The 6275-nt window shown below is 57.0% G+C and carries 5 protein-coding genes and 1 pseudogene; all 6 read right to left on the bottom strand.

The annotated features are described in order from the left end of the window. Nucleotides 1-981: 981 nt before the first annotated feature. Nucleotides 982-1119 (bottom strand): annotated as a pseudogene (locus K309_RS44230) (phosphoenolpyruvate carboxylase); the annotation flags it as partial. A gap of 140 nt (nucleotides 1120-1259) precedes the next feature. After that, nucleotides 1260-2693, bottom strand: coding sequence for a pyruvate kinase (gene pyk / locus K309_RS0133370; RefSeq protein ID WP_029050284.1), 1434 nt, complete (start codon nucleotides 2691-2693; stop codon nucleotides 1260-1262). A 156-nt stretch (nucleotides 2694-2849) separates the two neighbouring features. Continuing rightward, entirely contained in the window at nucleotides 2850-3971 is a 1122-nt protein-coding gene (locus K309_RS0133365; RefSeq protein ID WP_029050283.1) for a tyramine oxidase subunit B, read from the bottom strand. 50 nt (nucleotides 3972-4021) lie between these two features. Continuing rightward, the gene (eno, locus tag K309_RS0133360) at nucleotides 4022-5296 is read right to left on the bottom strand and encodes a phosphopyruvate hydratase (RefSeq protein WP_029050282.1); all 1275 of its coding nucleotides are present in this window, start codon (nucleotides 5294-5296) and stop codon (nucleotides 4022-4024) included. A 1-nt stretch (nucleotide 5297) separates the two neighbouring features. Then, the gene (locus K309_RS38585) at nucleotides 5298-5900 is read right to left on the bottom strand and encodes an MOFRL family protein (RefSeq protein ID WP_232232618.1); all 603 of its coding nucleotides are present in this window, start codon (nucleotides 5898-5900) and stop codon (nucleotides 5298-5300) included. Nucleotides 5901-5974: 74 nt separating this feature from the next. Next, on the bottom strand, nucleotides 5975-6275 hold a 301-nt coding region (locus K309_RS38580; RefSeq protein ID WP_029050324.1), incomplete at its 5' end, for an IS256 family transposase.

Raw genomic sequence — 6275 nt, 5'->3', positions numbered from 1 at the left:
GCGGGACGTTCGGGATGGCGAGCAAGATCGTGAAAGACCTTGGTGTGCAAATATTCGGTAAGCGAAGCGAACAAATCGGACAGGGGCATGAGAGCCAAGCGAAGATCGAAGACCGATCCTCTATTGGCCGCCTCCCTGCTTGCGCTAAACAGCCAGCGCAAGCAGGGCGGCGGCCCCTCGAACCTCGTCATCTGTCAAGGGTTCGCGGGGGGAATTGCGATTTTATTGGCGGCTTAACTTGGATGGATTGAGGTCGCCAGGGCCGGTCGGTTTGTGAGCGAACAATAATGTCGTAGAAACCGGGACAATAAAGTCTGAGAAATGGCTGTTAGAGAAGCCTGTTCGGCTTACTTCCGCTTCCTTCTACGACTTCATTGTCAGCGAATACATCACTTTGGTTCATCGCAAGCTGCCCTTTGCCTCGTGAGCCTGATGCTAAGGGTATTCCGCGCGGTCTGGTCGACAGGTGACCGAGTACAACTGCGATTGTACTTCCGCCTTTAGACGACACCTGAGAGTGTGTCCCAGCGGCTCGTGCAGATTCAAGGAATGAATCTGTTCGCGAATCTTTGGTGAAGGGGTGAAGGGGTGAATGTTGCCACTGCACAATAAACTGTGTCAAAACGGTCCAATACAGTGGGGCTGTTTGCACAATGATGTGCCCGCAAAACGTTCGCCGGTAAGGAATTGCCAAACTCTGTTATCTTGGGCAATTCCCTTACATCTGCTACCACCCACGTTCATTTGCTGAAGCAATTTTGCACGTTGCTGCGGTGATCCATGGGGAGCGTTATCTCGTCCGCATGACCGATCCTGATTCCCGAACCTCACAGAGGCTTGAGGCAACCTTTGCAATTTGTTCATAGACCGCGCGTCGGCTATCGGGGCCTGTGCACGTAATCCACTTCGCGTCACGGGCACGCGACCCAGGTGGAAAGAACCCGAAGGCCATTCCGGCCCGGGAGCTGTGGCACCGTACTTCACCCCGAGTGCACCTTCAAGCAAGCCAGTTTCCTTCTGCAGCAAGAGAACTTCGACGAGGTCGCTAACCTCCTCCGTATGCGAGACGATGTAGTTTCGCACTGCGCGCGGACCAAACTGGGCCCGCAGCGAGCGTGCGGCTTTTGGACGCCGAGTCGGTCACTGGCGCCTAGGCAAAGAAGGAAGCTTGCATGTCGAACCGAAAAGTTGTACCTGCGATCGACGCATGGCGCCGGGGGAACAGGCTGACCGTGAGTGGAAATCGAACGCGTGGTGAACTATGGCTGCGTCACCTGACTAACGGGCCACACTATTCGCAGCAAATTGGTTGACCCCGGGGTGCCAAATGGGATCCCTGCCGCAACAAGAACAGGCTTCTCTTGCGCGACAATTCCGACAGCGTTCGCTGCGCTACTAGCCTTGGAAACCATGTCCTCGACATCAGTCGCATCGGCGACTTGGTAGGAGCTAACGCCCCAGGATAGGGCAAGCTGCCGAGCGACACCGAGACTTGGCGTAAGGCTCAGGATTGGGGAAGCGGGGCGTTCGCGAGCGACGCATAACGCAGTCGCTCCTGAGGTGGTGTACGTGATGGTTGCCGAAACGGGCAAGATGCCCGTTACTGTCCGAATTGCGGCACCTATTGCGTCGGTGGTTGTCGCCCGGGCTCGAGGGGCTACCGCGTGCATGAGTTCGCGGTGGGATGGATCGGATTCCGTCCGCTCCAGAATTCGGTTCATCATAGAAACTGCCTCGATGGGATGCTGTCCAGACGCAGACTCTGCCGAGAGCATCACAGCATCCGCACCATCATAAACCGCAGTCGCCACATCCGATGCTTCAGCTCGAGTCGGCGAAGCGGAATGAACCATGGACTCCAGCATTTGCGTGGCCACGATGACCGGCTTTCCAGCTTCACGGCAGAGACGAACGATGCGCTTTTGAATGGCTGGAACTTCTTCAGCCGGCAATTCCACGCCGAGGTCGCCCCGGGCAATCATGATTGCATCCGCTGCCTCAATGATCTCAGCAATTTGTTGGACAGCCGTGGGCTTCTCAATTTTGGCAAGCAGCTTTGCGCGGCCCCCAATCAGTTCGCGAGCTTCATGCAAGTCCTCCGGTCTCTGTACGAACGAAAGCGCGACCCAGTCGACACCTAGTTCAAGCCCGAAGGTGAGGTCGCGACGGTCTTTCTCCGTCAGAGGAGGAAGCGGAAGGACCGCACAAGGCACATTCACGCCCTTTCTGTCGGAGATAATGCCACCAGTCAAGACTTCGGTAGTGAGGTGAGTCGAAGTGACCTTAGTGATCCGGAAGCGAAGCAGCCCATCGTTCACCAACAAGACATCGTTCTCGTTGGCGGCTGCGAAAATCTCGGGGTGCGGAAGGCATACACGTTCAGCGTTTCCAGGTGTCGCGACTTGGTCGAACACAAACATCTGCCCACAAGTCAGTTCCGCTCGCCCGCTTTCGAAAGTTGAAACGCGCAACTTTGGACCTTGCAGGTCCAAAAGCACGCCGATTGGCGTGCTCTTACGCGCTTCGATGCGGCGGATCGCCTCTAGTCGAACCCTATGGTCGTCGTCGGTCCCATGGCTGAAATTCAGCCGGAAGACGTCGGCTCCCGATTGATGCAGAGACTCAATCACTGTCTCAGTGGAACTTGCCGGTCCTAGGGTCGCGACAATTTTTGTCGCTCTATTTCTGAACATATTGTGTGAAGAGGACGGAGGCCGATGTTGGTAGGCCGAGCGGGTCGACAGGGCTGCATACTGGTCGCTATACGAAGGCGGTAGATGAATTGCTCTGTCGTTCCAGTAATACTGCGATCCCCGGCAGAGCCGGGGGTCTTCGACCGCAGTAGGAGCTTAACCTTGACTAGGTTTCTCCCACAGATTCAGGCTCTGACCAATGCCTTTTTCCAACGCGTTCTTGTACAGTTGGTAGCCCCAGCTGATGTCGAACACAGCCATCCCGCAGGCGATGAAAATAACGCGCTGCTTTGCGTCTTCCCGGCCGGGCTTGGTCTTGTTCACGACATCACCGAGACCCGTGGATTCCGGCAGTTTCGGCAGCTTACCGGCGTCAATCAGTCGGTAGAAGGGGCCGCCAATCACGCCGCTGTAGTAGCCTTCCTTGTTGCCCGAAGCGATAGCGTCCTCGACATACGCTTCCTGCAGGGCGGTATGGTCATACACAATCTTGCAGTTCGTCAGGAACGACTCGTCGGTGTTGAACGGCCCGGAGACCAGAATGGTCGCGCCTTCCTTAATCCACTCATCCTTGAAGTACAGTGGCTTGAGGCGGGATGCCGCGACCGTGATGACGTCTGCGTCACGGAAGCCTTGTTCAGGTTGGTCGACACCGACGGCCTCAATGCCGTAGTTCTCCTTAATCCAACTGGCGAACTCGTTCGCCTTGTCAAGGAAGACGTCGAAACAGACCGCCTTCTTAATGCTATCCAGCTGGGTCATGATTGCCGCGAAGCATGCCTTGTTGATGGGGCCGCATCCGATAACCGAGATAGTTTCCGCATCCTTGTTGACTAGGTACTTGGCTGCGACGCCCGGCACAGCGCCGGTGCGCGCGGCGCTCAGGAGGTTTGCCGACATGAGAGCCAGCGGAGCGCCGGTCTCCTTGTCGTTAAGCATCATTGTCAGAATCGAACGGGGCAGACCCTTCTCGATGTTGGCGTGGTTCGAGCCATACCACTTGTTGCCGCACACGTCGAATCGGCCACCCAGATAGCCAGGCATTGCGGCGAAGCGGCGGTCCGGACCCGCTACGGGCATGTTCGGGAACTTCGTCGTCTTCGGGAAAACGATGTTCATACCGTGGTTGTTGTGATTGGCGCCGCCCATCAGGTAGTCGCCCTTGCCCAGCAGGCTGAAGGTTTCCTCACACACAGATACGCAATTGGCGGCATCCAGAACACCGGCTTCAATCATGTCTGGCTCGGAAAGATACACAAAGTCAATTTTGGGATACATGGTGCTGTCCTTATCTGATGGAGGGGTGTACGGGGTAGGTTCTGGGTTCTTTAAAACCTGAGAAGGGGAGTAATGTCGTAGAGGCGGCAGCCCGGGCTTCGCGCGTTGGCACGCATCAGGAAATTCAGCTTTTCGATTCGCTCGCCGGACCGCGGAGCCCCATTCTTCTGGAAGGGAACTTGGAGGCCAACGGAAAAGTCCATCACCACGTCATCCACGACACCGCCCGAGCGCCCGGAGGGCACGGCAATCATTCCGTGTTGCTCAGCGAACTGATAAGCATCCAATGCCTCGGTGATGGTGCCGACCTGGTTTGGCTTTAGGACGAAGCCGTCGACCGCGCGCGTTTCGTAGGCCTTCTGAAGCAGTTCAAGGTTGGTGACCGTAATATCGTCGCCGATGACGATGGTCCGGGTGATCTCGCGAACTGCTTGGCTGTAGCCGGCCCAATCGTTCTCGTCGAGCAAATCCTCGATGAAGACAAGATTGAACTTCTCGGTGAGCTGCTTGGCATATTTAATGAGCTCATCCGAAGACACCCGCTCGCCCTTAAGCAGATAGGTGCGGGTCTCTTTGTCGTACATTTCGCTGGAGGCGCAGTCCAGAGCAAACGCAATGCGGTCGGTGTACCCGCATGCGTCGATAGCCTTCTGCATGAGGAACAGAACCAACTCTGGGTCGTCCGAAGGCGCGGCGTAACCGTAGGAGCTGGCGACCTGCGGCTTGTGCCCCAGATACTCCGTCAGCACGTCGGAGAGCTTCTGGAACACAGCGACCGCCATCTCGATGGACGAGTCAATGCTGTCGGTGCCGTAGGGCACGATCAGGAACTCGTTAAATGACTGCGTGAACTCGTCATATCGACCGCCGTTGACGACGTTGAAGCAAGGGACGGGCACCGTGCGAATGGCGCCCCCGGCGATGTGTCTGTAGAGCGGAATCGAATGAGCAGCCGCTGCGGCTCGGAAAGTGGCGACGGATACCGAGTAAATAGTGTTCCCACCCAGACGAGATTTGTCCGGCGTACCGTCAAGGGCAATCATCTTTTCGTCGATGGCACGCTGGTCGAACACATTCATGCCGATGAGGGCTGGACCGATGATGTCTTCCGCATACTCAACGGCGCGATGCACACTCAGCCCCTTATATGTCGATGGGTCTCCATCTCGCAGGACAAACGACTCGTGCATGCCTACCGAGGTGCCGGTGGGGGCCGCACCGAGTCCTATCGCACCGCTTTCGGTCCGAACTTCAACCTCCACTGCCGGCCTGCATTTGCAGTCGATGATCTGCTGAGCCCGGACGGACGCAATCCTGTCTTCCATGTCACTTGGCTCCTTTCGGTGCAGGCACGTAAAGAATGTTGAGGTCACACAGATTGGTACCGGTGTTCCCCGTGAAAATGGCGGAGCCGATCGAATCAAGGGCTTCAAAGCAGCTGTGCTCGCGCAGTGCCTGATACAGACTGATTCCTTTCTGGGCCGCAGCGTTGAAGCTGGTCGAGTCCGTAATCCCGCCAGCGACCTTGGCGGTGCCATCAGTGCCTTCACTATCGATGGAGAGCAGACAAGCGCCGTCAGTTTTGGCTGCCGTGATAGCGAAGCTGACGGTCATTTCCTGGCCTGGGCCGCCATGGCCCTTAATGACGCTGCTATCGTTGATGAGGGTGGTCACCTCGCCGGAACTGAGCAGGACGCATGGGGGTTTAATCGGATTGCCGTAGGTCTGGATTTCGCGCGCGATAGAGGCGAAGAAGGTTCCGGCGTCACGGCTTTCGCCTTCCAGGAACGAAGACACAATCAAGGCAGGGATACCCATCTCGTCGCACACTTCCTTGGCATAGATGCAGGAGTCGGGCAGCGTGTTTAGCAGGAAATAGGTGTTGTTCGGAAAGGCCTTCGGCGTTTCGCCTTCCGGACCCGCATTCATCAGGTACTGGACGACGCTTTTCGGCAGAGAGATAAAGTCAAATCTGGTGTACGAAGGTTGATCGTGGCCGGTTCTCAGGCGGCGAGTTTCTGCTGATCCGGCGGATTGTCTTGCGCCGGGGCACCGTCCTTGAAGGGAATGCCCTTCAAGAGCAGTTCGATGTGTTCGGCACCGTTGATGCGGCGCCAGGTTTTCTCGGCTTCCTCGATCAGCTTGAAGGCCAGGCCAAGGAAGGTCGCTCGTGACACACAGTTGCGCGTGCGCGTCGTGCGGTGACGCACAGTCGCGAAGGTCGACTCAATCGCGTTCGTCGTGCGGATGTGCTGCCAGTGCTCGGCCGGGAAGTCGTAGAACGTCAACAGGCTGTCCCGATCT

The sequence above is a fragment of the Cupriavidus phytohabitans genome, assembly GCF_000426345.1.
In the GTDB taxonomy this organism is placed as follows: domain Bacteria; phylum Pseudomonadota; class Gammaproteobacteria; order Burkholderiales; family Burkholderiaceae; genus Cupriavidus.
This window is presented reverse-complemented; position numbering and strand designations above follow the sequence as displayed.

Coding starts and splice junctions, on each gene's coding strand:
- K309_RS0133365 (WP_029050283.1), bottom strand. CDS start 3,971: ATGTATCCCAAAATTGACTTTGTGTATCTTTCCGAGCCAGACATGATT.
- eno (WP_029050282.1), bottom strand. CDS start 5,296: ATGGAAGACAGGATTGCGTCCGTCCGGGCTCAGCAGATCATCGACTGC.
- K309_RS38585 (WP_232232618.1), bottom strand. CDS start 5,900: ATGAATGCGGGTCCGGAAGGCGAAACGCCGAAGGCCTTTCCGAACAAC.
- pyk (WP_029050284.1), bottom strand. CDS start 2,693: ATGTTCAGAAATAGAGCGACAAAAATTGTCGCGACCCTAGGACCGGCA.